We start from the raw sequence: 23,715 nt of genomic DNA, 5'->3' as shown, positions 1-23,715 counted from the left end.
TCCGGCCTGCCTCTTCACAAAGCAATCCAGATGTTCGAAACCTTCCTGCGCTTCGCCCGCCTCTGTGCGCCGCTTGTCCTGCTCGCCATGCTCCCGGCGCGAGCCTTCGCCGAGTCCTGCCCCGAGGATTGCTCCGAGCCTGCGCCCGTCGACATCTACAGCCACACCACCGCCGGCCATATGGCTCCAGCCGCGGCAGCTGCGTTGCCGCGCGTCTATGTGCCCAACCGTTCCTCGAACAGCGTTTCCGTCATCGACCCGGCGACGCTGAAGGAGGTCGACAGGTTTGCGGTCGGCAGCAAGCCGCAGCACGTCGTTCCTTCCTGGGACCTGAAGACGCTTTGGGTGGCCAATAACGGCACCGGCAAGAACGGCAGCCTGACGCCGATCGACCCGACGACCGGAAAGCCCGGCAAGCAGGTGCCGGTCGACGATCCTTACAACATGTATTTCATGCCGGACGGCAGCGCCGCCATCATCGTCGACGAGGCCCTGAGGCGGCTCGATTTGCGCGATCCGCGGACCATGGCGCTGCAAGCCGTCATCCCGACACCGGCCTGCCCCGGCATCAACCATGCCGATTTCGCGGCCGACAATTCCTATGCGATCTTCACCTGCGAATATGGCGACGGCGGACTGGCCAAGATCGACCTGAAGAACCGCAAGGTGCTCGGCCATCTCGACCTGTCGAAGATGGGCATGCCGCAGGACATAAGACTCTCGCCCGACGGCAAGGTCTTCTACGTCGCCGACATGATGAATGACGGCGTCTTCCTGATCGACGGCGACAGCTTCAAGGAGATTGGCTTCATTCCAACGGGCATTGGCGCGCACGGCTTCGTCGTCAGCCGCGACGGCAAGCGGCTCTATGTCTCGAACCGCGGCTCGCACAAAATGGAACAGGGCCGTGCCGACGGGCCTGGCAGCGTGACGGTGATCGACTTCGCGACCCGCTCGGTCGTCGCCCAATGGCCGATCCCCGGCGGCGGCAGCCCCGACATGGGCAATGTCGGCGCCGACGGCAAGCAGCTCTGGCTCTCCGGCCGGTTCGACAGCGAGGTCTATATGATCGACACGACGTCGGGCGCCGTGACGAAGATCCGCGTCGGCGTCGAGCCGCACGGCCTGACGGTGTGGCCGCAGCCGGGGCGCTACTCGCAGGGGCATACGGGGAATATGCGGTAGGGTGTCGGTGACCTGCACATGCTGACGACCTCAATCCCAATGGAGCCTTGGCACCATCTCCGCTGACCTTCCGCGACGGCTTGCTGCCGAGGCATTGGAACTCGTCTGACCGTATTTCGATCATTGTCGAAATAGGAGTTGACCGGCGGCGGCGGAGGGTGCAGTCTATTTCCATGAAACTCGAACAAGCCGCAAAACAGCTCGAAGCCATCGGCAACCCGACACGGCTCAAGCTCTATCGCACACTGGTCAGAGCCGGCGAAGCTGGCCGGCCGGTGGGGTACTTGCAAGACACCCTTGGCATCGCGGCCTCGACGCTGTCCCATCACCTGCATCGCCTCATTCTGACCGGCCTCGTGACGCAGGAGCGTCAGGCGACGACCCTCATCTGCCGGGCCAACTATCCTATCATGCGCGACTTGATCGGCTTCCTGGCTGACGAGTGCTGTGCTGACGCAGCTTGCGGCGCGACGGAGAGCGACGCGGCGGCATAGCCTCTTTTTTTGCATCGTATTTCGATGATCCCGGAAGGATGGAAAAAATGTCAATGAATGACCCTGACGCCCTCCCTGTCGCCGTCATCGGAGCCGGCCCGGTCGGCTTGGCGGCTGCCGTCCAGCTCATCCAAAGGGGGCTCCCGGTGAAGGTCTATGAGGCCGGCGCTGGCATCGCCACAAATCTCAAGGACTGGGGCCATGTCCGGGTGTTCACGCCTTGGCGCTACTGTGTTGATCAGGCGGCCCGAAAGCGTCTTGAGGAGAGCGGCTGGACGATGCCCAAGCCCGAGGCGTTCCCCACCGCTGATGAACTGATTGCCCGCTACCTTGAGCCGCTAGCAAGGCTCCCTGAACTCTCCTCGTCCATCGAAACCAGTGCGCGCGTGACTGCTGTTTCCCGCTGGGGCGCAGACAAGGTCTTGAGCAAAGATCGAAAGGGGCGACCGTTCATGCTGGTGGTCGAAACCGGGGAAGGCATCAGGCGCGACAGTGCACGGGCCGTCGTTGACGTCTCAGGTACGTGGCAGACGCCAAATCCACTTGGGGCCGGTGGTGTCCCGGCGGAGGGCGAAGCGGAGTTCGCAGACCAGATCGCCTATGGCATTCCCGACATTCTCGGCCGCGACCGCACCCTTTATGCTGGCCGCGCCACGCTTGTTGTCGGTTCGGGCCATTCGGCCGCCAATGCCCTGCTCGATCTCGATAGGCTGGCTGCGGTTGAGCCGGGAACCACTTTTGTCTGGGCGACACGCGGGACCGATCTGGTTCGCATTTACAGCGGCGGAGACTTGGATCAACTGCCTGCCCGTGGCGAGCTTGGTTCTGACGTTCGCGAACTTGCGGAGAGCGGGCGCACAAAGCTCGTCACTGGGTTCGCAACGCTGGCCATCCGCAGCTCAAACGGCCGCCTGGCAGTCGAAGGTCAAACGAAGGATGGCCTACAAACTCTCGGGCCTTTCGACTGCATCATCGCGGCGACCGGCCAGCGGCCCGATCTGTCCCTTACGCGCGAGCTTAGGCTTGATCTTGACCCATGGCTTGAGGGCGTAAAGGCGCTGGGACCTCTGATCGACCCCAACGAGCACTCCTGCGGCGATGTTCCCCCGCACGGTTATCGCGAACTGAGCCACCCCGAGCCCGACTTCTACACTGTCGGCGTTAAGAGCTACGGCCGCGCCCCGACCTTCTTGCTGCTGACCGGGTATGAACAGGTGCGATCGGTCGCGGCAGCCCTCGCTGGCGACATGGCGGCTGCGGATGCGGTGCAACTGGTGCTACCCGAAACCGGCGTCTGCACGGTTCCCCAGTCGACCATACGCGCGACCGCTGGCGGATGCTGTGGTGGTCCCGCTTCTTCAGAGGCTGCCGCCTGTTGTGTCGCCGATGCTGAAGCGAAGGCCGCTGGCAAGGGTGGCTGCGGGTGCGGGGTGGCAGCCTAATCGCACCACGCCCGATGGAACGCAGTCGCCGAACGATCATCACCGTCCTCGGCCTGACCCAAATCATGGCCTGGGGGTCCACCTATTACCTGCCGGCGGTGATTGCACCAAAGGTCGCCGCCGACACCGGCTGGCCGCTGCCTTGGGTCGTGGGTGGATTGTCGCTTGGCCTGCTCGTCGCCGGACTGATCTCACCTCGCGTCGGCTCGTCCATTGAGCGCCACGGCGGCCGGAACGTTCTTGCGTTCAGCGCCGGCTGCATCGGCATCGGCCAGATCGGGCTCGCTGCCTCGCCGAACCTTGCCGCCTACATCGCAGCGTGGCTCGTTGTTGGGCTTGGAATGGGGGCGGGCTTGTACGATGCCGCTTTCGCGACCCTCGGCCGGCTCTACGGGCATAGCGCGCGCTCGGCCATCACAACCCTTTCGCTGTTCGGCGGCTTCGCCAGCACGTTCTGTTGGCCGATCTCGGCCTTCCTGATGGGCGAGACGGGCTGGCGCGGCACATGCCTCGTCTATGCTTCGGTCCAGTTGTTCTTCGCCCTGCCTCTGTATCTCGGAATGTTGCCGCGTGGGATACCGCTGCCGAGCGTCACAGATCGGCCGGGAAAGGAGCAGGTTGGCACCCCAGTTCAGCCGGCCTCAGTTCCGATCATGGTCGTCCTGGCTGCCACGCTGACCTTGGCGGCGGTCATTTCGTCGACTGTGTCGGTTCATCTCCTCACCATCTCGCAGGCCAGCGGCATGGCGCTCGCCGCTGCCGTTGGGCTCGGGGCACTGGTCGGCCCCGCTCAGGTGTCGGCGCGTGCCGTCGAGATGATCATCGCCCGCTACCATCATCCCATCTGGACCAAGTTCGCGTCGGTGAGCTTCGTCGCCATCGGCATTGGTGCGCTCTGGGCCGGGGTTCCGGTGGTGCCTGTGGCGCTGGCGTTCTACGGTGCAGGCATCGGCCTCGAAACGATAGCGCGAGGCACGCTGCCGCTCGCTCTGTTCGGTCCGTCGGGATACGCGAGACTGATGGGGCGACTTGCCATGCCCAGCTTGATCGCTCAAGCAGCAGCGCCGTCTGTCGGAGCGCTATTGTTGGAGCATGTGGGCGCTCACGGCACTCTAGCAGCTCTCGCTGGCTTGGCGCTGCTGAACGTCGGACTGGCGTGTAGCCTTGGCTGGCTGATCTTCCGTCGTCGAACCTTAGAGGTACAGGCGCAGTGATGCTTTGTAACCGGCCGGTAGCCCTGTGAAGTGGTTGGCCAGCCCATGAACCTCCGTCACTTCGGCAACTGCCTGGTTGATGTCAAAGAGACCAATTGGTGCCCCTAGCCGGGATCGAACCAGCACTCCTTGCGGAACTCGATTTTGAGTCGAGCGCGTCTACCAATTCCGCCATAGGGGCTCAGGCCGGGCGGCCTGGATGGGCGCGGACTATACGGGCGGACAGGCTTTCGTCAACTGGCCTGTTGCCGATTTGCAAGCGCTTACTGCACCCGGCCATGCCTTTCAGTCTGGTGAACGTCCCGCCATTGTGTGGCGCGGAAAATCTTTCTAGACAGGGAATGCGTTGAGGCGCCTCGGATCCCAAAGGGTGGATGCGGCGCTTTGGGACCTTGTCTTCCTGCCGCCCGGTGTCCAAAACCACTGCGCGCTTTTCAGGAGAGCCGATGCTTCGCGGACTTTACGACTGGACGATGTCCTTGGCGGCAAGGAAATCGGCCGAATGGTGGCTGGCCTTCATCGCCTTCGTGGAAAGCTCCGTCTTTCTGGTGCCGGCCGACGTGCTCTATCTGCCGATGGCGCTGTCCAAGCCGGAGCGCGCCTATCGCTACGCGCTGGTAGCAACGGTGGCCTCGGTGCTCGGCGGCGTCGCCGGCTGGTTCATCGGCCACTACGCCTACGAGGCGGTCGCCAAGCCGATTCTGGAATTCTACGGCAAGTATGACGAGTTCGAGCAGCTGCGCACCTCATCCGGCGTCGGCTTCATCGTCCTGATGCTGATCACCTCGGGCGCGGCGCATTTGCCGCCGATCAAGGTCGTGACGATCCTGTCGGGCGTCATCGGCGTCAACCTCCTGCTGTTCATCGGGCTGGCGATCGTTGCGCGCGGCGCCCGTTTTCTGCTGCTTGCCTGGCTGCTGCGCCGCTACGGCGAGTCGATCAGGGAGTTCATCGAGAAACGGCTGGGCATGATCGTCAGCGCCGGCGCCGCTGCCCTTATTTTGCTCTATATCGCGGTCAGATACGCTCACGGATAATGCATGTCGCCCAAAAGTGCGCAGCGGTTTTGGGAGAACGACATGCATCGAAACAAGACTCAAGCGCGGCGCCTGAATTCATTTCTGCGCGGCGCGCTTTAGGTGCCAAGCGAACGGATCACGACCGATGACAGCGACCATGACCGCCGACACTGGACGCCAGCGGACGCGTGCCGCGCTGTTCCTGGCCGTCGCCATGGCGGCGACCGTCGGCTCGGCACTCGCCTTCCAGTATATCGGCGGCTACATCCCCTGCCATCTCTGCCTGGAGCAGCGCACGCCCTACTACATCGGCGCGCCGCTGATGCTGGTGGCGGCCGCTGCCTCGATGATGCGCGCGCCGGCCTGGTTGACGCGCAGCCTGCTGGGGATCGGTGGCCTCTTGATGCTGTATGGCCTCTATCTCGGCGTCTACCATTCCGGCGTCGAATGGGCGTGGTGGCCTGGTCCCGCCGACTGCACGGCTGGCGCCGGTCCGGTCGACACCGGCGGCAAGGGCGTGCTCGATGCGCTGGACAAGTTCGTGCCGCCCTCCTGCGACAAGGCCGCGCTTCGCATCCTCGGCTTGTCGCTCGCTGGCTGGAACGCCATCGCCAGCCTCATCCTGGCCGCCGTCGCCTTACGCTGCGCGCTCGCGCGCGACTGAGCTGCCACGAAAGCGCCAACGCGAGATCGTTCAAAGAATTCGGCGCGCTGAGTCGAATGAAGTGAGCGTCGAGAACCGGAGCGGAGCGGACTCCCGCATGTGCCGGAAAAGTGGTTTCGGTTTTCCGAAAAGGACATGCGGCAGCTACAAAAAGCACGTGAGCACCGGAAGCGCAGACGCTTGCTTCAGGCAGCCAGCCTCCCGAATTATCGAACGATCTCAAGGTTCCAATTCGACATCCCAGTAGAGATAATCCATCCAGCTTTCATGCAGATGGTTGGGCGGGAACAGGCGGCCGTTATTGTGCAGATCGTGCACGGTCGGCTGATAGGGTTTTTGCAGCGGCCACATCTTGGCCTGCGCCGGCATCATGCCGCCTTTCCTGAGATTGCAGGGCGAGCAGGCGGCCACGACGTTCTCCCAGGTCGTCGCCCCGCCGCGATGGCGCGGGATGACATGGTCGAAGGTGAGATCGTCGGTCGTGCCGCAATACTGGCACTGGAAGCGGTCGCGCAGAAAGACGTTGAAGCGGGTGAAGGCGGGATGCCGCGACGGCCTCACATAGGCCTTCAGACTCACCACGCTCGGCAGCTTCATCGAGAAGGTCGGCGAGGAGACGGCGTGTTCGTATTCGGCGACGATATTGACCCGGTCGAGGAAGACAGCCTTGATGGCGTCCTGCCACGACCAGAGCGACAGGGGGTAATAGCTGAGCGGACGGTAATCCGCATTCAGCACCAGCGCGGGAAGCCCATCCGGAGATACGGCAACCGTCACGTAGTTGGCCTCCTTCGTTCCAAACCGAACGCCACGGATACTGTAAGCCCGACATGACAGGGATGTGAAGCGGATTGTCGTTCGGCGAAACGTTCAAAAACGCATGATTTTCATGCTTTTTCGGCCATCTCGACAGGTGGCGCCGCGTCCCTGCCCTTCAATTCCCGATAGTAGGCCCAGAAAAGCCGCGACGCGACCCCTCGCCACGGGCTCCATGATTCGGCCAGTCGAATCAGAGTTTTCTCCGGCGGACGAGGGTCGATGCCCAGGGCATGGCCGACCGCCGTCTGCAGCGCGACGTCGCGCGCGGGAAACACATCGGGGTGGCCGGCGGCGAACAGCAGGTAGCACTCCGCCGTCCACGGTCCGATGCCCGGCACCGCCGTCATCGCCGCGATCGCCTCGTCGGCGTCGAGCGAGCAGAGATGGTGGAGGTCAAGCCCGCCGGCCACGGCTCGCGCGATGGCGATCAGCCCGCGCTGCTTCGGCCGCGACAGGCCGGCCTCGCGGAAAATATCCTCGCCGGCGCAAAGGATGCCTTCCGGCGTCAGCGGATCGACCAGCCTGATCAGCCGGCCGAAAATGGCATCGGCGCTGGCGCGGGACACTTGCTGCGAGACGATGATCGACGCGAGGCTGCCGAATCCCGGCTCGGAGAGCCTCAGCGGCACCTCGCCGGCCATGCCGCGTACCTTCTCCAGCCGTGGATCGAGCAGGCAGAGCGCGTCGAGTCCTGCCGCAATGTCGTCGAGCGAGGCGATGCGTTGCACGTTTGCTTGTTCCCAGGGCGCTCATGAAGTGGCAATTGATGCTAACTATCAACCGGCGGAAGCGCCTTTCAACCCGAATGCCGTCCGAGACATGACGCTCCTGACATTCCGCTTCGCGCCGAGCCCCAATGGCGAGCTGCATCTCGGCCATGCCTATTCGGCCCTGCTGAACCGGCAAATGGCGGCGCGGGCGGGAGGACGGCTGTTGCTGCGCATCGAGGACATCGATGTCATCCGCTGCACGCCGGAATTCGAGGCCGGCATATTCCGCGACCTGGAATGGCTGGGGTTCGAATGGGAAGAGCCCGTGCGGCGCCAGTCCGAACATTTTTCCGAATACAGGGCCGTGCTCGACCGGCTGATCGCCGAGGAACTCGTCTATCCCGCCTTCATGAGCCGCGGCGAGATCCGCGCCTTCATTGCCGAGACCGAGAAACGCGGCCGCGACTGGCCGCGCGACCCCGACGGCGTGCCGCTTTACCCGCCGCTCGACAAGGCACTTCCGTCTAAGGAGCGCAGGCGGCGCATTGCCGAGAACACGCCTTTTGCCTGGCGGCTCGACATCGAGGCAGCAATGGCACGCGTGCCGGGCGCCTTGTCATGGGTCGAGTTCACTGACGAGGCTATGGCCGCGACGCACACGGTCGACGCAACGCCGCAGGCCTGGGGCGACGTCATCGTGGCGCGCCGCGATATCCCAACCAGCTACCATCTCGCAGTCGTCGTCGACGACGCGCTGCAGGGCGTCAGCCATGTCGTGCGTGGTCAGGACCTTTACGCGGCGACCAGCGTGCAGCGCCTGTTGCAGGACCTGCTCGGTCTGCCCGCACCGCGCTACTTCCACCATCGGCTGATCCTCGGCTCAGACGGCCGCAAGCTGTCCAAGAGTTTCAAGGACACCGGCCTTGCCGCACTCAGGCAGGCAGGCGTGTCGCCGCAGGATGTGATGCGGCTGGTTGGGCTTTGACTACAAGCGAGCCAGTCCGGCCTTGATCAGCGCCATCACGCTGATGAAGACGAAGGCGCCGCTCAATCCCCATGCCACAGCTAGCTTGATATCCCGGAAGGTGATGCCGTGCTCGTTGGCGATCATCACCGCAACGAAAAAGCCCAGCGTGAAGAGCAGCGTGTTGCCGGTCGAGCCGAAGCCGTCATCCTTCATGATGGCATCGAGCGCGGTGCCGAAGAAGAATCCGAAGACCGCGACGGTGGCGACCGCGAACAGCAGCCATGTCGTCCCGAGATGCAAAAGCATGCCTGCTCATGGCGTGCCTTAACGCCATGCCCCTCTTGGCACCGTTTGTTGAATTCGGATGAGCTTATGGATCAACCGTTTCGTTTTGCTTGCCGAATTGATCGGCATTAGAGCAATTGCCGACATCAACTTTTCACGCGCAGCCAGAGCCCTCCTTCCAATGCACAGCATCAAGCGGTTCATCCCCGCCTCTTTCGTCGTTCTGTGGGCGACCGGCTTCATCGGCGCGCGCTATGCAATGCCATGGGCGGAGCCGTTCACCTTCCTTGCCATCCGCTTCGTGCTGGCGGCGATCCTGTTTGCGGGACTGACCGTCCTTATCGGCTCGCGACGGGCCACCCGCGAGGAGGCGCTTCATGCGACGGTGGCCGGCGTCCTAATGCACGGCGTCTATCTGGGCGGCGTCTTCTGGGCGATCCACAGAGGCATGCCGGCCGGGCTTTCGGCGCTGATCGTCGGCCTGCAGCCGCTAATCACGGCGGTGCTCGCCGGCAAATTTCTCGGCGAGACGATCCTGCCGCGCCATTGGGCGGGCCTTGCCGTCGGGCTTCTGGGCGTCGTCATCGTGCTGTGGCCGAAGCTCGGCATGATTGGCGGCGGCGTTACCGCGGCAACGCTGACGGCCTCGCTGGTCTCGGTGCTCGGCATGGCCGCTGGTACGATCTGGCAAAAGCGCTTCGCCTCCGGCGGCGACCTCGTCTCGGCGACCATGTGGCAGTATGTCGGCGGCTCGGTCGTCACGATCCTGGGGTCGCTCGCCTTCGAGACGCGCACCATCACCGTCAACGGCGAGCTCATCTTTGCCGTGGCATGGCTGGTCCTGGTGCTGTCTCTCGGCGCCATCTTCCTGTTGATGGTGATGATCAGGGACGGCGAGATGTCGAAGGTCGCATCGCTGTTCTATCTTGTGCCCGCCGTAACCGCCGTCATCGCGTGGGCTCTGTTCGGCGAAGAGCTCACTCTGCTGCAGATCGCCGGCATGGCGATCGCCACTTTGGGCGTCGGGCTCGCGACCGCCCGTCAGGACAGAGCTCAACCCACGCGGGCGCGCGCCTCGAGATAGCGGCTGATCGCGGCATTGAGCTCGCCGCCAAGGATGAAAATGGCCGAGATGATGTAGAGGAACACCACCGCGATCATGATCGAGGCCAACCCCGCATAGGTCGTCACATAGGACGAGAAATGGTCGAGATAGGTGGCGAAGATGGTCGAGCCGGCCAGCCACGCGACCAGCGTGAAGACGATGCCCGGAACGATGGAAACGAAGCGGCGCTTGCCGGCCGGCAGCCAGATATGCACCGCGAACAGGCCGATGACGATGACCGTCGAGGCGATCACGTAACGCCATATGGTGATCGTGCCCATATAGGGCTTGATCCATTCCAGATGCGCCTCGGCCAGCCGCGCGAGCAGGGGCGCGAACACCAGAAGCACGCTGACGGCGAGAAAACAGGCCGTTGCGATCAGCACGAAGACGATGCTCTGCACCCTCCGATGGATGATGCCGCGCGTCTCGGTAACGCGATAGGCGCGGTTGAGCGAGGTGCGCAGCGCCTCGATGCCGTTCGAGGCGAAGTAGGCGGCCAAGAGCACGCCGTAGGTCAGGAGGTCGCTGCGCCGCACGGTGAGCACATTCTGCACCTCGCGCGCGATCGGCTTGGCAATCTGCTCCGGCCAGGTGTCGAAGACCAGATGCACGGCCGTGTCGGCGAAGGCGCGCGCGCCGAGAAAGCTGGCCAGCGTCGTTGCGAAGATCAGGAACGGAAACAGCGCCATCAGCGAAGTGATCGCCAGATGGCTGGCCATTGCCCAGCCGTCGTCGGTGGTGAAATGGCCGATCGCATCGTAGAGCACGCGCTTGACCGCGACGATATTCCTGAGCAAGGACCCGCGCTCCGCTCGATTGTGTCGACGCCGCGAATATGGGAAGGGATTGCGGCAAATGGCAACCCCAGGTCCCACAACGTTGCCCACCGCTGAACAGTTGCGCAGCATCATCGTCACCGGCACCTCCTCCGGCATAGGCGCCTATTGCGCGCGCGCACTGAAGGCGGAAGGCTGGCGCGTGTTCGCCACGGCGCGCACACCGGCCGACATCGCCGCGCTCGAGGCGGAAGGCATCGAAGCCTTCTATCTCGACTATCGTGAGCCTGAGTCCATCGCCGCCCTGGCCGATGCCGTGCTGGAGCGCACGGGCGGCACGCTCGACGCGCTGTTCAACAATGGCGCCTACGCGCAGCCCGGTGCCGTCGAGGACCTGCCGGTCGAAGCGCTGCGCGAGCAGTTCGAAGCCAATTTCTTCGGCTGGCACGACCTGACCCGCCGCGTCGTGCGCGTCATGCGCCGCCAGGGCCACGGCCGCCTCGTCCACTGCTCCTCGATCCTGGGGCTCGCCCCGGTCCGTTTTCGCGGCGCCTATTCGGCGTCGAAACATGCCGTCGAAGGCCTGATGCTTTGCCTGCGCCAGGAGCTCGAAGGCAGCGGCATTCATGTCTCGTTGATCGAGCCGGGGCCGGTGACCTCGAAGATCGCCAGCAACGGCTTGGCATGGTTCTTGAAGAACATCGACGTCGAGAACTCCGTTCACCGCGCCGACTACCAGGCGCAGCTGGCGCGGCTCAAGGCCGGCGGCAGCGTGTCGCGTCTGAAGCCCGGACCTGAGGTGGTCCATGCCGCCTTGCGCCACGCGCTTCTGTCACAGCGCCCGCACCCGCATTATGTGGTAACGGTGCCGGCCAGAATCGGCGTCGCGCTCAAGCGCATCCTGCCGGCCTCTATGCTCTACCGCGTGCTCGCCAGGCGGGCCTGACCGAAACCCAACTGGAGCCAGCCACATGGCAACCGTCTTCAACTTCCTCGCCATTGTCGTCATGGCCGCCGTCGTGTTCGTGCTGATCCGCGGCCTCGTCAACATGATGCGCGGCGGCTCCGGCTTCACCTCCAACAAGCTGATGCAGGCCCGCGTGCTGCTGCAGTTCATAGCTCTGGTGCTGATCATGCTGACCGTCTACTTCACCCGCAAGTAACGGGCCGGGGAGGAGAACGTGGTCAAGCTCAACAAGATCTATACCCGCACCGGAGACGACGGCACCACCGGTCTGGGCAGCGGCGAGCGGCGCCTGAAGTCAGATCTGCGCGTCGAAGCCTACGGGACGGTGGACGAAGCAAATGCCTGCGTCGGCATGGCGCGCGTCCACACCGCAACCGATCATCCGGTGCTCGACGCCATGCTCTCCCGCATCCAGAACGATCTTTTCGACCTCGGCGCCGATCTTGCGGTGCCGGACGACGGCAAACCGCTCGACTACGAGCCGCTGCGCATCGTCGCCGCGCAGACCGGGCGCGTCGAAAAGGACATCGATGCTCTCAACAACGACCTGCAGCCGCTGAAATCCTTCGTGCTGAACGGCGGCACGCCTGCCGCGGCAGCCCTGCATCTTGCGCGCACCGTAACACGGCGCGCCGAACGCCTCATGGTGGCGCTGGCGCAGGACCCGGCCGAGCACGTCAACCGCGAAGCACTGAAATACATCAATCGCGTCTCCGACTTCCTGTTCGTCGCCGCGCGGGCGGTCAATGACAACGGAAATGGCGACGTGCTATGGGTTCCCGGCAAGAACCGCTGACAATCGGGTATGGCGGGAGGGTCCGATGTTCATCCCGCTCTATGACACCAACAGGCTCCGCCACATCCGCCTGCAATATGTGACGATCGGCCTGATCGCCGCGAATGCCTTGGTCTATCTCGCGACCACGCTTGGCGGCGAGAGCTTCACCAATGCCGCAGTGCTTGGCCTCGGCTTCATCCCCTCTGTCGTCCATGACAAGGTGGAGCTGTCGCCCGAATTCGTCGTCATTCCCGAAAGCCTCAGCTATCTCACCTATTCCTTCCTGCATGCCGACATCTTTCATCTCGGCGGCAATATGCTGTTCCTGTGGGTGTTCGGCGACAATGTCGAGGACGCGCTCGGCCATATCCGCTACCTGATCTTCTACCTCGCCTGCGCGGCGGCGGGCGCTTTCTTTCAAGGTTTGGTCGGCTGGGATTCCCAGGTGCCGCTGATCGGCGCCTCCGGCGCCATCGCCGGCGTGGTTGCGGCCTATCTGATCCTCTATCCGAGAGTTAAGGTGTGGGTATTGGCCTTTGCGCGCATTCCCCTGCGCATCCCCGCCTTCATCCCGCTCGTCCTTTGGATCCTGTTCCAGCTCGTGATGTTTGCCGCCGGCGGAGAGGATCAGATTTCCTGGGCCTGCCACATCGGCGGCATCATTGCCGGCGCCGTTCTCGTCCTGGTGTTGCGCAGTCGCGGCGTGCCGCTGCTTGCCGGCGCAGACGGCGAGCCGGACCCGACGCCGAAGGTCCAGGAGGTCCCTCTCCCGATCGAGCCCGGACCAACGCCCGAGGCACCGGCACAGACGGCGCCTCGATGGGGCCGCGGCGCGGCGTCGCCGCCAGACTGAACCGATTTGAGTGCGACGTGCATATTGACGCGCCGGATTGCCGCCACTACGGAACGCCACCACAGAGCATGATCACGAAAAGTGGGAACCGCTTTTCGGAACGATCATGCTCAACCGAAACATCGGGGTGGAACTGCTTCTTGGCCGTTGGAGACCAGAATTCCGCCCGGAATGTCGGCTTTCGACAACTCTGACAAGGCGCACACTGCTATAGCGCGCCCGACTATCTCAGGAGAGGTGACAGGAAAATGAAGATCCTTGTGCCCGTGAAGCGGGTTGTGGACGCGAACGTCAAGGTCCGGGTCAAGGCCGACGGACTGGGCGTGGAGCTTGCCAACGTCAAGATGGCGATGAACCCGTTCGACGAGATCGCGGTCGAGGAAGCGATCCGGATCAAGGAAGCCGGCAAGGCCGAGGAGATCATCGTCGTCTCGATCGGCCCGCAGCAGGCGCAGGAAACGCTGCGCACCGCGCTCGCCATGGGCGCTGATCGCGCTATCCTGGTCAAGACCGACGAGCAGACCGAGCCGCTGGGTGTCGCCAAGGTACTGAAGGGCGTCGTCGAGGCCGAGAAGCCCGGCCTCGTCATCCTTGGCAAGCAGGCGATCGACGACGACAGCAACCAGACCGGCCAGATGCTGGCGGCGCTGCTTGGCTGGGCGCAAGGCACCTTCGCCTCCAGGATCGAGCTCGCCGGCGATCATGCCAAGGTAACGCGTGAGGTCGACGGCGGCCTGCAGACGGTTGAGCTGAAAATGCCGGCGATCGTGACCGCCGACCTTCGCTTGAACCAGCCGCGCTATGCATCGCTCCCCAACATCATGAAGGCCAAGAAGAAGCCGCTCGACGAGAAGAGCCCGGCCGACTACGGCGCCGACGTCAAGCCGCGCCTGAAGGTGATCAAGACCGAGGAGCCCGGCGGCCGCAAGGCGGGCGTCAAGGTCAACAGCGTCGCCGAGCTGGTCGAGAAGCTCAAGAACGAAGCCGGCGTGCTCTAAAGCGGTCAGGAAAGGAACAGGAAAATGGCAATTCTCCTCATCGCCGAACACGACAACGCAAGCCTTTCCGACCAGACCGCCAAGGCGCTCGCGGCGGCCCTGCAGATCGGCTCGGATGTCGATGTGCTGGTCGCCGGCAAAGGCGCCAAGGCGGCAAGCGACGCGGCCGCCAAGCTGAAGGGTGTTCGCAAAGTCCTGCTGGCCGAGGCCGACGAGCTCTCCGAACGCCTGGCGGAGCCGCTGGCCGCACTCGTCGTCTCGCTCGCCGGCTCCTATGACGCGATCGTCGCCCCCGCGACCTCAGCGGGCAAGAACGTCGCGCCGCGCGTGGCGGCCCTGCTCGACGTCGCGCAGGTCTCCGAGATCATCGAGGTGGTCACGCCCGACACCTTCAAGCGGCCGATCTATGCCGGCAACGCCATCCAGACCGTGCAGTCGACCGACGCCAAGAAGGTGATCACGGTGCGCACCGCCTCCTTCCAAGGGGCGCCCGAGGGCGGCTCGGCCCCGGTCGAGACGGTGAACGCCGCCGCCAATCCCGGCCTCTCCTCCTTCGTCGAGAACAAGCTCTCCGAAAACGACCGTCCCGAGTTGACCTCGGCCAAGATCATCATTTCGGGTGGCCGTGCTCTCGGCTCGTCGGAGAAGTTCCAGGAAGTCATCCTGCCGGTCGCCGACAAGCTCGGCGCCGCTGTCGGTGCCTCTCGCGCAGCGGTCGATGCGGGCTATGCCCCCAATGACTGGCAGGTCGGCCAGACCGGCAAGGTGGTCGCCCCCGATCTCTACATTGCCGTCGGCATCTCGGGCGCCATCCAGCATCTTGCCGGCATGAAGGATTCCAAGGTCATCGTCGCCATCAACAAGGACGAGGAAGCGCCGATCTTCCAGGTTGCCGACTACGGTCTCGTCGGCGATCTCTTCGTCATCCTGCCGGAGCTGCAAAAGGCGCTTTGACGCTTTCTGCTCTGGCATATTAAAATCGGAAGGGTGGGGTAGACGAAGTCGCCCCGCCCTTTTAGTTTGCACTGCACAAAAAGCAGGCCGGTAAAGGCTTGCGCAATTCCAGGAAAAGTCCGTACGGTTTTCCCTCCGGAATTGCGATAAACAAAAAAGGCAATTCCAGGAAAGTGCCGAGCCACTTTGCGTCCGGAATTGAGGGAAACAAAGAGAAGGGAGCGCTTCCGTGCCTCGCAGAAGCGGAAATGCTCCAGACGGGATTGGGGTAATGAGCAAGATCGAGACGATCGGCATTGTCGGCGCAGGTCAAATGGGGGGCGGTATCGCCCACGTCTCGGCGCTGGCCGGCTACAAGGTCCTGATCCACGACATCTCGCCCGACCGGGTCGAGAAGGGCATCGCCACGATCAGCGGCAACATGGCCCGTCAGGTCGGTTCGGGAAAGCTCGAGGAGAAGGCGCGCAACGAGGCGATGGCCCGCATCTCATCGGCGTCCGCCATGGCCGATCTTGCCGCCGCCGACCTCGTCATCGAGGCGGCGACCGAGGATGAGACGGTCAAGCGCAAGATCTACGCCCAACTCTGCCCGCAGCTCAATCCGGAGGCGATTCTCGCGACCAACACCTCCTCGATCTCGATCACCCGGCTCGCCGCGCAGACCGACCGGCCTGAGCGCTTCATCGGCATACATTTCATGAACCCGGTGCCGGTGATGAAGCTGGTCGAGCTGGTGCGCGGCATCGCCACCGAGGACCAGACGTTCGAGGCCGCCAAGACCTTCGTGAACAGGCTCGACAAGACGATCACCGTTTCGGAGGATTTCCCGGCCTTCATCGTCAACCGCATCCTGTTGCCCATGATCAACGAGGCGATCTACACGCTCTATGAGGGCGTCGGCACGGTGGACGCCATCGACACCGCCATGCGGCTCGGCGCCAACCATCCGATGGGGCCGCTACAACTGGCCGACTTCATCGGTCTCGACACCTGCCTGTCGATCATGCAGGTGCTGCATGAGGGCCTGTCGGACTCCAAGTATCGCCCCTGCCCGCTGCTGGTGAAATATGTCGAGGCCGGCTGGCTCGGCCGCAAGACCGGCCGCGGCTTCTACGACTATCGCGGCGACCATCCGGTGCCGACGCGCTGAGCCCCACGACTGAACGCTCACTGCGCGGCGTTCAGGATGCCGCGGCAAGCGGCAGGGGCGCCGCCTCGTCCTTCGAAACTTCATCGGGTGCTGCCGAAACGCAGCCGCGGCCGGCCGCCTTGGCGGCATAGCAGGCGGCATCGGCGCGGGCGATGATCTCATCCACCTCGCCGCAGCCGGCGCGGATCGGCGCAAGCCCGATGCTGGCGGCGATCGAATGCGGACGGCCGTCCCAGCTGAAGCCCAGGTTGCGGATGGCTTCGATGATGCAACGCGCCGCGACCGTCGCTCGCGCCGGCGCGCCCGATTTCAGTATGACCGCGAACTCGTCGCCGCCGAGACGGGCGACGATATCTTCCGGCCCGAGCACGTTGCGGATGGCGTCGGCGACGCGCTTCAGCAGCGCATCGCCCGCCGCGTGGCCGCCAGTGTCGTTGACCGCCTTGAAGTGGTCGAGGTCGACGAACATGAACTGATGCTCGCCGCCATTCAACCGGCACCGATCGACCAGCTCCTCCATCGTGCGGATGAAGCTTGGGCGGTTGGCGAGCCCGGTCAGCGCGTCATGGGCCGCGGCATAAGCAAGCTGGCGCTGCAGGGCGCGCGCGTCGGTGAAATCCTGGAAGACGATGACCAGCCCGCAGAACTCGTCGCGGTCGTTCATGATCGGCGACACCATTTGGCGGATGCTGCAGCGCGTGTCGTCGCGCCTGATGAGCACGGCGCGGGCGTTCTGATCGCAATGATGGCGGTCGGCGGCCGAAGATCGTGTCAGGCCGATCCTCTGCCCGGTTTCCTCGTCGACCGCCCAGTAGACATCGCCGAGCACCTTGCCGAGCGCCTCGCCGCTGGCAATGCCGGTGAGCTTTTCGGCGACCGGATTCATGAAGGTGACGCGGTTCGCGGCATCGGTGCAGATCACCGCGTCGCCGATCGATTGCAGCGTCACCCTGAGCCGCTCCTTTTCGTCGGCGAGCATCGCCGCCGAGACCTTGCGCCGTTCTTCGGCCTCCTTGCGCTCCGTGATATCGGTCAAGCTGCCGATCGCCCGGATCAGCCGGCCCTCGCGGTCGCGTTCGATCGCCTTGCCGCGGTCGAGGATCCAGACCCAATGGCCGTCCTTGTGGCGCATCCGGAACTCGGCCTCGAAGAAGGCCGTCTCGCCGTCAAGATGCGCCCGGTCCGCCTCGGCGACGATTTGGCGGTCGTCCGGGTGGATCATCGTCAGCCAGCGGTCGGGGTCGCCGTCCAGCTCGCCATCGTCATAGCCCAGCATTCTGACCCAGGTTTCGGAGTAAGTCGTGCCGCCCTTGCGCATGTCGAGGCTCCAGACGCCTTGTCCGGCGCTGGTCAGCGCGAAATTCCAACGCGTCTCGGCTTCGGCGATGCGCGCTTCGGCCTGCTTGCGCGCATCGATGTCCTCGATCTGCGACACAAGATAGAGCGGCTTGCCGGTCTCGTCTTCGCGAATGACCGAGCCCGCGAGCTGCGCCCAGACCGGAGTGCCGTCCTTCTTGAGGTAGCGCTTCTCGAAATGAAAGGAATCGATCTTTCCCTCTTTCAGCGCGATCATCGTCTCACGGCCGATCTGCAGATCGTCGGGATGCGTGATCTGGAAGAAGGTCAGCGCCTCGATTTCCGCCCGGCTGTAGCCGAGCATCGCCGCGAAGGCGGGATTGGTCTGAAGGATGCGGCCGTCGAGGCCGACGATGGCGACGCCGATCGCCGAATCTTCCATCGCGCGGCGAAAGCGCTGCTCGCTCTCGGCAATCTGCCGGCGGTCGTCGATGATCCTGCGGATGAACAGCGCCGAGACAAAGAGCGTCACGGCGGTGACGGCGACCGATATCTGTAGGCAGAACTTCAGCGCGTCCGCACCGAGCTCCAGCGCCGGCAACAGGACCGACGCCATCAGGGTGATAAGCCCTGCCGCCATCAAGGCGAGCACAGCGCGCTTGCCGGCCCGCGGACCTTTCCAACTCAACCACGCCACAATGCGATCCCACCCCATGCGCAACTGCCACAACCCTGGCGGATCGATTTTAAGGAATGGTTGTAAGCTGCGGCGGCCACGCCGCTAACCGGCAAAGCAATTGCCGGCATGATTAAGGATCGGTGTGTAATCCTACCAGCGGACGAAAAACCGTCCGCCAAGCGCGCCGAGCGCGGTGAGGAACGCGATCGCGATCGTGTACCAGGTGGCGACGAACAGCGGCGAATCGTCGAAGCAATGCGCGGCATAGAAGGTCGCCGCCAAGCCGCCCGCGAGCAGGCCCGCGACCGCGCCGGCCAACACCGGCCGCGTCGGCGCGCCATAGCGCAGCATGCCGAGGAAGATAGCCAGGGGACCGATGCCGATCAACGGGATAAAGCTCATGCAGATCATCATGTTGGAACCCACGAGCCGCCTGCCCCAGTCCGCCTCCGGCACGACGAAAAGCTCCAGGATGACCGCGATCACGACGAGCGCAGGCGCGGCGAGCGTCCATAGTTTCGCTCGCCTGCTCGCCGCACCGGGCGTCGACAGGGCTCGGATCAGAGCGAATGCGCTGCTCGTGAGCGCCAAGGTGAAGACGAACTTCGACATGAAGCGCATCGTATGCATGGCCGGCATGATGTCCGGGCGCGGACCGATGGTCATGAAAAAGACCACCGCCGCGACCACAACCGCCACGCCGACGGCCAGCCACCAGGCGAGGCCAAGCGGCATCGCCTTGTTGCGGGCATCGGCGTCGAGCGCCTTTATGAGGTCCTCGGTTCTCATGTCACCGTCGTCCGAACCTTTTGGCGATCGCGGCAAGGCCGCGATGCAGCGACACGCGCACCGCCGTCTCGCTGATGCCGAGCTTGACCGCCGTTTCGCCGATCGAATGGCCGTCGACCGAGATCGAGGAAACCACGGAACGCTGCGAGGGCGGCAAGCCGTCCAGGGCCCGGTTTATGTCGCGCTCGCTCACCGTCTCCGCTTCCGGCTCGGCGAACGTCTCTGCGATCTCGTCGATCTCGACCTCGATGCGACGGCCGCGCCTGCGGAATGCATCGATCAGCTTGAAGCGGGCGATCGCATAGACCCATGGCAGCACCGGCGCGTCTTCTCGCCACGTGTGCCGTTTGACGTGAATGGCCAGCAAGGTTTCCTGCACGACATCCTCGGGGTCGACCCCGCCCTGGACGATCTTGCGCCGGACGAAGCCGCGAACGAGAGCGGCTATCCGGTGAAGAAAGTCGGCGTAAGCCCTTTCGTCTCCCGCGATCGCGGCCCTGAGCAGCCGGGAAAGCTCGGCCTCGTCCTTGCCGGTCACAAGAGTTTACCCCCGATGTTCGCGTCTCGGCCCTGGTCTGTTACGTGTCCGGCGAAATAATGTCCAAGCCAAAGTACCGGAAAATCACGAAAGTTTGCGGCACGGCGACCGATTGAAGCAGGCCGGAATGTTGACTATCGTAATCAGGTATTTATAGGTGCGCCTGAGCCCGAACCCCTGTCTCCAGATTTGAGGACGATGCCCATGAAAACTGCCTTTTCCACTCTTGCCGGCGCCGCCGCGCTGGCCCTCGGCCTGATCGCCGGACCGGCCATGGCGGAGGATGCAGGCATCATCGTCTACAACGCCCAGCATGAAAGCCTGGCCAAGGAATGGGCGAAGGGCTTCACCAAGGAAACCGGCATCAAGGTCACGCTGCGCAACGGCGGCGACAGCGATTTCTCCAACCAGATCGTTGCCGAGGGTGCTGCCTCGCCGGCCGACGTGTTCCTGACAGAGAATTCGCCTGCAATGGCGCTGGTCGAGGCGGCCGGCCTGTTCGCGCCGGTGGATGCCGACACCCTCGCTCAGGTTCCGCAGGAATACCAGCCTTCGAGCGGCAAATGGGTGGGCGTCGCCGCGCGCAGCACCGTCTTTGCCTACAACAAGGACAAGCTCAAGGAAGGCCAGCTGCCCAAGTCGCTGCTCGACCTTGCCGATCCGAGCTGGAAGGGCCGGTGGGCCGCCTCGCCGTCCGGCGCCGATTTCCAGGCCATCGTCAGCGCGATGCTCGAGCTCAAAGGTGAAGCCGCGACTTCCGACTGGCTGAAGGCCATGAAGGAGAACTTCACCGCCTACAAGGGCAACAATACGGTGATGAAGGCGGTCAATGCCGGGGAGATCGATGGCGGCGTGATCTACCACTACTACTATTTCGGCGACCAGGCGAAGACCGGCGAGAACAGCAAGAATGTCGGCCTGCATTATTTCAAGAACCAGGACCCGGGCGCGTTCGTGTCGATCTCTGGCGGCGGCGTGCTGGCCTCGAGCAAGCATCCGAAGGAAGCCCAGGCTTTCTTGAAGTGGGTCACCGGCAAGGCCGGCCAGGAGGTTTTGAAAACCGGGACCTCTTATGAATACGCGGTCGGCAAGGATGCCATGTCGAACCCGAAGCTCGTGCCGCTGGCCGATCTGCAGGCGCCCAAGATCGATCCGACGCACCTGAACTCGAAGAAGGTCATCGACCTGATGACGCAAGCCGGCTTGCTTTAGTCCGCGTTCGTCCTAAAAGGACAACCGACCGTGCTCCCGCCGGAATTCGCTTTCCGCGGGAGCGCTTTTGTTTTGGAGATGGCCTCGTCGATGACGATCATCTGCGTTTCCGACCGCGTTCGCGGTTCATCAGATCGTCTCCAGGCGGTGCATTCCGGCTGATGTCCGCGATCGACCTCACGCATTCGGGGCCGCCGGCTGCCGCAAGGCAGAGCCGGCGGTCCACGTCGTGGATTACGCTTGCGGCCGCCATCGTCTCGCTGATCGCTCTCCTGCCGCTTGCCTTCATTGTCTGGGTGGGCATCCAGACGGGATGGGACACGGTGGTGGCGCTGATCTTTCGGCCTCGCGTCGGCGCGCTCCTGGTCAACACCATCCTGCTTGTCGTCCTGGCCGTCCCGATCGCCATCGCGCTGTCGGTGGCGCTTGCCTGGCTGACCGAGCGCAGCGACCTTCCCGGCAACCGTTGGTGGTCGTGGCTGTCGGTGGCGCCCTTGGCAATTCCCGCCTTCGTCCACAGTTACGCCTGGATCAGCCTGATCCCCGGCCTGCACGGGCTCTGGGCCGGCGTGCTCGTCTCCGTCATCGCCTATTTCCCGTTTCTCTATCTGCCGATCGCAGCGGCGCTGCGCCGGCTTGACCCGGCGCTGGAAGATGCCGCCGCAGCGCTGGGCCTCGGACCCTGGCGCGTCTTCGCGCGTGTCGTGCTGCCGCAGTTGAGGCTGGCCATCTGTGGCGGTTCGCTGCTGGTTGGCCTGCACCTGCTTGCCGAATACGGGCTTTATGTCTTCATCCGCTTCGATACCTTCACCACCGCGATCGTCGACCAGTTCCAGTCGACCTTCAACGGCGCGGCGGCGAACATGCTCGCCGCCGTGCTGGTCGCCTGCTGCTTCGTGCTGCTTGGCGTGGAGGTGATCGTGCGTGGTGAGGAGCGTTATGCCCGCGTCGGCTCCGGGGCGGCGCGCCAGCAGCAGCGTGTCGCCCTCGGCCGCGCCACGCTGCCTTGCTTCCTGCTGCCCGCCAGCACTGCGCTGCTCACGCTCGGCGTGCCCTTTGTGACCGTCGGCCGCTGGCTGCTTGCCGGTGGCGCCGACGTCTGGCGTTGGGACGAGATCAGCCTGGCGCTCGGCCAGACGCTGGTCCTCGCCGTCGCCGGCGCGCTGCTTGCCACGGTCGCCGCGATGCCCATGGCCTGGATCTCGATCCGTGCGCCCGGCCGCTTGCAGCGCCTGCTCGAGAGCTGCAACTACATCGTCGGCTCGCTGCCGGGTGTGGTCGTCGCGCTGGCGCTGGTGACCATCACCGTACGCGTCGCCTTGCCGCTCTATCAGACGCTCTTCACCATCCTTTTCGGCTATGCGCTGATGTTCCTGCCGCGCGCGCTGGTCAGCCTGCGCGCCTCGATCGCCCAGGCGCCGGTGGAACTCGAACGCGCGGCCTCGAGCCTCGGCCGCCCGCCGCTCAGGGCGCTATGGTCGACCACGATCCGGCTGTCGGCGCCGGGTGCGGCGGCCGGGATGGCGATGGTGGCGCTCGGCATCACCAATGAATTGACCGCCACGCAGATGCTGGCGCCGAACGGCACCCGCACCCTTGCGATGGCGTTCTGGTCCTACAGCGGCGAGATCGACTACGCCTCGGCCGCCCCTTACGCCTTGATCATGGTGGCGATGTCGCTGCCCATGACCTGGGTGCTCTACGTCCAGTCAAAGCGGATGGCCGGCCGATGAGCTTCCTCGAACTCCGCGACGTAGCAAAACATTATGGCCCGGTGGCAGCACTTGCCGGCGTCGACCTCACCGTCGAAAGCGGCAGCCGCACCGCGATCGTCGGACCCTCCGGCTGCGGCAAGACCACCTTGCTGAGGCTGATCGCCGGCTTCGAGGCGCCAGACCGCGGCCGCATCGCGCTCGACGGCAAGCTGCTCGCCAATGGCGGGGCCGCGGTGCCGGCGCATCGCCGCGGCATCGGCGTGGTGGCGCAGGACGGCGCCCTCTTCCCGCATCTTACCATCGCCGACAATATCGGCTTCGGCATGCCCCGAAGCGCCGAGAAGCGCGCCGAGCACATTGTCGAGCTCGCCTATATCGTCGGGCTTGACAAGGCGATCCTGAAGCGCCGTCCGCACGAGCTTTCCGGCGGCCAGCAGCAGCGTGTCGCGCTTGCCCGTGCCATGGCGATGAAACCCCGGCTGATGCTGCTCGACGAGCCGTTCTCGGCGCTCGACACCGGCCTCCGGGCCTCGATGCGCAAGGCTGTGGCCGAGCTTCTGGAGGATGCGGGCATCACCACCATCCTGGTCACCCACGATCAGGCCGAGGCGCTGTCCTTCGCCAGCCAGGTGGCCGTCATGCGCGACGGCTTGTTCTCGCAAGTCGGCACGCCGCGCGAGCTCTACTTCCAGCCCAGGGACAGGATGGTTGCCGAGTTCCTCGGCGACGCCATCATCGTGCCGGCCAAGATCGCCGACGGCTTTGCCATATCGCCGCTCGGCCGCATCGCGGTCGACATCACCGAGCGGCGCGACGTCGCCCGTATCATGCTCAGGCCCGAGCAGGTGGTGCTTAAACGAACCTCCCGCGAAGGCATGTCGGGGACGCCGGACATGCTGTTCGGCGAGGTGACGGACTCCGAATTCGCCGGCTCGGTCTGCACCATCGCCGTGCGGCTGCTCAATAGCCCGGATCCGCCGGATGCGGCCGCGATCGGCAACACACCGCTCGTCCTGCGCAAGACCGGCATGGACGTGCCGGAGGTCGGCGAGATCGTGCGCCTCACGGTGACCGGCAAGGCGCATGTGTTTGCCTGAAGCTGA

The 23,715-nt window shown here is 64.3% G+C and carries 25 protein-coding genes and 1 tRNA gene; 18 read left to right on the top strand and 8 right to left on the bottom strand.

Annotated elements, in window-relative coordinates; all coding sequences use genetic code 11:
• Positions 1–30: 30 nt before the first annotated feature.
• From EOA49_RS01845 to EOA49_RS01830, 4 genes are all read left to right on the top strand, one after another.
• On the top strand, positions 31–1,185 hold the full coding sequence (locus EOA49_RS01845; protein ID WP_127241533.1) for a YncE family protein: 1,155 nt from the start codon (positions 31–33) through the stop codon (positions 1,183–1,185).
• Positions 1,186–1,358: 173 nt separating this feature from the next.
• Positions 1,359–1,679, top strand: a complete 321-nt coding sequence (locus EOA49_RS01840; RefSeq protein WP_066990141.1) for a metalloregulator ArsR/SmtB family transcription factor — start codon at positions 1,359–1,361, stop codon at positions 1,677–1,679.
• A 53-nt stretch (positions 1,680–1,732) separates the two neighbouring features.
• Entirely contained in the window at positions 1,733–3,121 is a 1,389-nt protein-coding gene (locus tag EOA49_RS01835; RefSeq protein WP_127240561.1) for an NAD(P)-binding protein, read from the top strand.
• 14 nt (positions 3,122–3,135) lie between these two features.
• Positions 3,136–4,335 (top strand): MFS transporter, encoded by a 1,200-nt coding sequence (locus EOA49_RS01830; RefSeq protein WP_127240571.1) that lies wholly within the window; start codon positions 3,136–3,138, stop codon positions 4,333–4,335.
• A 96-nt stretch (positions 4,336–4,431) separates the two neighbouring features.
• Here EOA49_RS01830 and EOA49_RS01825 read toward each other — a convergent pair.
• Positions 4,432–4,516: transfer RNA gene (locus tag EOA49_RS01825), tRNA-Leu, on the bottom strand.
• Positions 4,517–4,781: 265 nt separating this feature from the next.
• Between EOA49_RS01825 and EOA49_RS01820 the strand changes: the two genes are divergently transcribed.
• Positions 4,782–5,372 carry a YqaA family protein gene (locus EOA49_RS01820; protein WP_066990147.1) on the top strand — a complete coding sequence of 197 codons (591 nt, stop codon included), beginning with the start codon at positions 4,782–4,784 and terminating at the stop codon, positions 5,370–5,372.
• 127 nt (positions 5,373–5,499) lie between these two features.
• A complete protein-coding gene (locus EOA49_RS01815; protein ID WP_127240562.1) occupies positions 5,500–6,018 on the top strand; it encodes a disulfide bond formation protein B in 519 nt (172 codons plus the stop codon).
• Between the two features lie 219 nt (positions 6,019–6,237).
• Here the strand turns inward: EOA49_RS01815 and EOA49_RS01810 are convergent, their stop codons facing one another.
• Together EOA49_RS01810 and EOA49_RS01805 are read right to left on the bottom strand one after the other, a co-directional pair.
• Positions 6,238–6,795 carry an HNH endonuclease gene (locus EOA49_RS01810; protein ID WP_066990153.1) on the bottom strand — a complete coding sequence of 186 codons (558 nt, stop codon included), beginning with the start codon at positions 6,793–6,795 and terminating at the stop codon, positions 6,238–6,240.
• 110 nt (positions 6,796–6,905) lie between these two features.
• Positions 6,906–7,565 (bottom strand): DNA-3-methyladenine glycosylase, encoded by a 660-nt coding sequence (locus tag EOA49_RS01805; RefSeq protein ID WP_095779366.1) that lies wholly within the window; start codon positions 7,563–7,565, stop codon positions 6,906–6,908.
• Between the two features lie 91 nt (positions 7,566–7,656).
• Here EOA49_RS01805 and gluQRS point away from each other — a divergent pair, with 91 nt between their 5' ends.
• Positions 7,657–8,532 (top strand): tRNA glutamyl-Q(34) synthetase GluQRS, encoded by an 876-nt coding sequence (gene gluQRS / locus EOA49_RS01800; protein WP_127216533.1) that lies wholly within the window; start codon positions 7,657–7,659, stop codon positions 8,530–8,532.
• On the opposite strand, the gene EOA49_RS01795 is transcribed toward gluQRS, so the two are convergent.
• Entirely contained in the window at positions 8,533–8,820 is a 288-nt protein-coding gene (locus EOA49_RS01795) for a hypothetical protein (protein WP_066990158.1), read from the bottom strand. It lies immediately after the preceding gene.
• 160 nt (positions 8,821–8,980) lie between these two features.
• Here EOA49_RS01795 and EOA49_RS01790 point away from each other — a divergent pair, with 160 nt between their 5' ends.
• Positions 8,981–9,883 carry a DMT family transporter gene (locus tag EOA49_RS01790; protein WP_127240563.1) on the top strand — a complete coding sequence of 301 codons (903 nt, stop codon included), beginning with the start codon at positions 8,981–8,983 and terminating at the stop codon, positions 9,881–9,883.
• Here EOA49_RS01790 and EOA49_RS01785 read toward each other — a convergent pair.
• Positions 9,853–10,704: a YihY/virulence factor BrkB family protein gene (locus EOA49_RS01785; RefSeq protein ID WP_127240564.1), complete on the bottom strand. Its 852-nt coding sequence runs from the start codon at positions 10,702–10,704 to the stop codon at positions 9,853–9,855. The genes EOA49_RS01790 and EOA49_RS01785 overlap by 31 nt on opposite strands.
• 58 nt (positions 10,705–10,762) lie before the next feature.
• Between EOA49_RS01785 and EOA49_RS01780 the strand changes: the two genes are divergently transcribed.
• From EOA49_RS01780 to EOA49_RS01750, 7 genes are all read left to right on the top strand, one after another.
• The gene (locus tag EOA49_RS01780; RefSeq protein ID WP_127240565.1) at positions 10,763–11,629 is read left to right on the top strand and encodes an SDR family oxidoreductase; all 867 of its coding nucleotides are present in this window, start codon (positions 10,763–10,765) and stop codon (positions 11,627–11,629) included.
• Between the two features lie 25 nt (positions 11,630–11,654).
• Positions 11,655–11,846 (top strand): twin transmembrane helix small protein, encoded by a 192-nt coding sequence (locus tag EOA49_RS01775; protein WP_127240566.1) that lies wholly within the window; start codon positions 11,655–11,657, stop codon positions 11,844–11,846.
• An 18-nt stretch (positions 11,847–11,864) separates the two neighbouring features.
• Entirely contained in the window at positions 11,865–12,446 is a 582-nt protein-coding gene (locus tag EOA49_RS01770; RefSeq protein ID WP_127240567.1) for a cob(I)yrinic acid a,c-diamide adenosyltransferase, read from the top strand.
• 25 nt (positions 12,447–12,471) lie between these two features.
• Positions 12,472–13,281 carry a rhomboid family intramembrane serine protease gene (locus EOA49_RS01765; protein WP_127240568.1) on the top strand — a complete coding sequence of 270 codons (810 nt, stop codon included), beginning with the start codon at positions 12,472–12,474 and terminating at the stop codon, positions 13,279–13,281.
• Between the two features lie 248 nt (positions 13,282–13,529).
• Entirely contained in the window at positions 13,530–14,279 is a 750-nt protein-coding gene (locus tag EOA49_RS01760; RefSeq protein WP_127216820.1) for an electron transfer flavoprotein subunit beta/FixA family protein, read from the top strand.
• A gap of 24 nt (positions 14,280–14,303) precedes the next feature.
• Complete coding sequence (locus EOA49_RS01755; protein WP_095799913.1) at positions 14,304–15,233, top strand: electron transfer flavoprotein subunit alpha/FixB family protein; 930 nt, start codon at positions 14,304–14,306, stop codon at positions 15,231–15,233.
• A 271-nt stretch (positions 15,234–15,504) separates the two neighbouring features.
• Positions 15,505–16,383 carry a 3-hydroxybutyryl-CoA dehydrogenase gene (locus EOA49_RS01750; RefSeq protein ID WP_066990182.1) on the top strand — a complete coding sequence of 293 codons (879 nt, stop codon included), beginning with the start codon at positions 15,505–15,507 and terminating at the stop codon, positions 16,381–16,383.
• A gap of 31 nt (positions 16,384–16,414) precedes the next feature.
• Here EOA49_RS01750 and EOA49_RS01745 read toward each other — a convergent pair whose 3' ends face one another.
• The 3 genes from EOA49_RS01745 to EOA49_RS01735 all read right to left on the bottom strand — a co-directional run bounded on the left by EOA49_RS01745 (position 16,415) and on the right by EOA49_RS01735 (position 19,685).
• Complete coding sequence (locus EOA49_RS01745; RefSeq protein ID WP_245460483.1) at positions 16,415–18,376, bottom strand: PAS domain S-box protein; 1,962 nt, start codon at positions 18,374–18,376, stop codon at positions 16,415–16,417.
• A 132-nt stretch (positions 18,377–18,508) separates the two neighbouring features.
• Positions 18,509–19,147, bottom strand: a complete 639-nt coding sequence (locus tag EOA49_RS01740) for an NrsF family protein (protein ID WP_127243011.1) — start codon at positions 19,145–19,147, stop codon at positions 18,509–18,511.
• A 1-nt stretch (position 19,148) separates the two neighbouring features.
• Positions 19,149–19,685, bottom strand: a complete 537-nt coding sequence (locus EOA49_RS01735; RefSeq protein ID WP_066990192.1) for a sigma-70 family RNA polymerase sigma factor — start codon at positions 19,683–19,685, stop codon at positions 19,149–19,151.
• Between the two features lie 204 nt (positions 19,686–19,889).
• On the opposite strand from EOA49_RS01735, the gene EOA49_RS01730 reads away from it, so the two are divergent.
• The 3 genes from EOA49_RS01730 (at position 19,890) to EOA49_RS01720 (ending at position 23,709) form a co-directional block, all read left to right on the top strand.
• The gene (locus EOA49_RS01730) at positions 19,890–20,897 is read left to right on the top strand and encodes an iron ABC transporter substrate-binding protein (RefSeq protein ID WP_127243009.1); all 1,008 of its coding nucleotides are present in this window, start codon (positions 19,890–19,892) and stop codon (positions 20,895–20,897) included.
• Positions 20,898–21,058: 161 nt separating this feature from the next.
• A complete protein-coding gene (locus EOA49_RS01725; protein WP_127240081.1) occupies positions 21,059–22,630 on the top strand; it encodes an iron ABC transporter permease in 1,572 nt (523 codons plus the stop codon).
• The gene (locus EOA49_RS01720) at positions 22,627–23,709 is read left to right on the top strand and encodes an ABC transporter ATP-binding protein (RefSeq protein ID WP_067319100.1); all 1,083 of its coding nucleotides are present in this window, start codon (positions 22,627–22,629) and stop codon (positions 23,707–23,709) included. The genes EOA49_RS01725 and EOA49_RS01720 overlap by 4 nt, the downstream gene beginning before the upstream one ends.
• Positions 23,710–23,715: the final 6 nt, after the last annotated feature.

It is taken from the genome of Mesorhizobium sp. M1A.F.Ca.IN.020.04.1.1 (assembly GCF_003997315.1).
GTDB lineage: Bacteria > Pseudomonadota > Alphaproteobacteria > Rhizobiales > Rhizobiaceae > Mesorhizobium.
The sequence above is the reverse complement of the archived record's forward strand: the minus strand, read 5'-3'. Positions and strand labels throughout refer to the sequence as shown.

Excerpts from the sequence above, each read along its gene's own strand:
- EOA49_RS01845 (WP_127241533.1), top strand. The coding sequence starts at position 31 with ATGTTCGAAACCTTCCTGCGCTTCGCCCGCCTCTGTGCGCCGCTTGTC.
- EOA49_RS01840 (WP_066990141.1), top strand. The coding sequence starts at position 1,359 with ATGAAACTCGAACAAGCCGCAAAACAGCTCGAAGCCATCGGCAACCCG.
- EOA49_RS01835 (WP_127240561.1), top strand. The coding sequence starts at position 1,733 with ATGAATGACCCTGACGCCCTCCCTGTCGCCGTCATCGGAGCCGGCCCG.
- EOA49_RS01830 (WP_127240571.1), top strand. The coding sequence starts at position 3,136 with ATGGAACGCAGTCGCCGAACGATCATCACCGTCCTCGGCCTGACCCAA.
- EOA49_RS01820 (WP_066990147.1), top strand. The coding sequence starts at position 4,782 with ATGCTTCGCGGACTTTACGACTGGACGATGTCCTTGGCGGCAAGGAAA.
- EOA49_RS01815 (WP_127240562.1), top strand. The coding sequence starts at position 5,500 with ATGACAGCGACCATGACCGCCGACACTGGACGCCAGCGGACGCGTGCC.
- gluQRS (WP_127216533.1), top strand. The coding sequence starts at position 7,657 with ATGACGCTCCTGACATTCCGCTTCGCGCCGAGCCCCAATGGCGAGCTG.
- EOA49_RS01795 (WP_066990158.1), bottom strand. The coding sequence starts at position 8,820 with ATGCTTTTGCATCTCGGGACGACATGGCTGCTGTTCGCGGTCGCCACC.
- EOA49_RS01790 (WP_127240563.1), top strand. The coding sequence starts at position 8,981 with ATGCACAGCATCAAGCGGTTCATCCCCGCCTCTTTCGTCGTTCTGTGG.
- EOA49_RS01780 (WP_127240565.1), top strand. The coding sequence starts at position 10,763 with ATGGCAACCCCAGGTCCCACAACGTTGCCCACCGCTGAACAGTTGCGC.
- EOA49_RS01775 (WP_127240566.1), top strand. The coding sequence starts at position 11,655 with ATGGCAACCGTCTTCAACTTCCTCGCCATTGTCGTCATGGCCGCCGTC.
- EOA49_RS01765 (WP_127240568.1), top strand. The coding sequence starts at position 12,472 with ATGTTCATCCCGCTCTATGACACCAACAGGCTCCGCCACATCCGCCTG.
- EOA49_RS01760 (WP_127216820.1), top strand. The coding sequence starts at position 13,530 with ATGAAGATCCTTGTGCCCGTGAAGCGGGTTGTGGACGCGAACGTCAAG.
- EOA49_RS01755 (WP_095799913.1), top strand. The coding sequence starts at position 14,304 with ATGGCAATTCTCCTCATCGCCGAACACGACAACGCAAGCCTTTCCGAC.
- EOA49_RS01750 (WP_066990182.1), top strand. The coding sequence starts at position 15,505 with ATGAGCAAGATCGAGACGATCGGCATTGTCGGCGCAGGTCAAATGGGG.
- EOA49_RS01740 (WP_127243011.1), bottom strand. The coding sequence starts at position 19,147 with ATGAGAACCGAGGACCTCATAAAGGCGCTCGACGCCGATGCCCGCAAC.
- EOA49_RS01730 (WP_127243009.1), top strand. The coding sequence starts at position 19,890 with ATGAAAACTGCCTTTTCCACTCTTGCCGGCGCCGCCGCGCTGGCCCTC.
- EOA49_RS01725 (WP_127240081.1), top strand. The coding sequence starts at position 21,059 with ATGTCCGCGATCGACCTCACGCATTCGGGGCCGCCGGCTGCCGCAAGG.
- EOA49_RS01720 (WP_067319100.1), top strand. The coding sequence starts at position 22,627 with ATGAGCTTCCTCGAACTCCGCGACGTAGCAAAACATTATGGCCCGGTG.